Here is a 695-nt window from a genome sequence, read left to right as displayed (position 1 = left end):
TGGCGGGAGATCGGCGGTTTCATGAGATTGCTCAGGGAGCCGCTCGCGCGATCGAGTTCGCGATCCTGACGGCGTGCCGCTCGGGCGAGGTACGTGGTGCGACCTGGGCCGAGATCGACTTGGCCGCGAGACTGTGGACCATTCCAGCCGAGCGCATGAAGGCGGGGAAGGAGCACCGCGTTCCTCTCTCGACCCGCGCGATGGCCCTGCTGCAGTCTCTGGAGCGCGGTGACGACGTTGTTTTCCCCGGCCGGGACAAGGCGACGCCCCTGTCCGATATGAGCTTGACGGCCGTGTTAAGGCGGATGGGGCGGGGCGACATCACGGTCCACGGCTTCCGGTCGAGCTTCCGCGACTGGTGTTCCGAAGAGGCCGGCAATACATTTTCACGCGAGGTTTGCGAGCATGCGCTGGCGCATAGTTTGCCGGACAAGGTGGAGGCGGCCTATCGCCGCGGCGATTTGCTGGAAAAGCGAATCCTCTTGATGCAGGCTTGGTCGGCTTACTGTGCGGCTTAGTGAAGCACACTGACCTATAACTTTGCGCTGATGATTTAACGATATAAATGGTTTATATCGTTAATTGAGCTGGTGTTTTTGTCGGCTGCGACCTTGGTTTGGAGGGGTTGGCTCGTCCGAAACGAAAGGCAGCTATCGCGCCGAAGCCGCCAGTCGTCATTAGAAACTAAAGGCCCT

The 695-nt window shown here is 60.0% G+C and carries 1 protein-coding gene; it reads left to right on the top strand.

The features are described from left to right. A partial coding sequence (locus C7C56_RS00625; RefSeq protein WP_146204213.1) for a tyrosine-type recombinase/integrase occupies window positions 1-518 on the top strand: 518 nt, incomplete at its 5' end. Window positions 519-695: the final 177 nt, after the last annotated feature.

Source organism: Massilia glaciei, assembly GCF_003011895.2.
In the GTDB taxonomy this organism is placed as follows: Bacteria; Pseudomonadota; Gammaproteobacteria; order Burkholderiales; family Burkholderiaceae_D; genus Telluria_A; species Telluria_A glaciei.
This window is presented reverse-complemented; position numbering and strand designations above follow the sequence as displayed.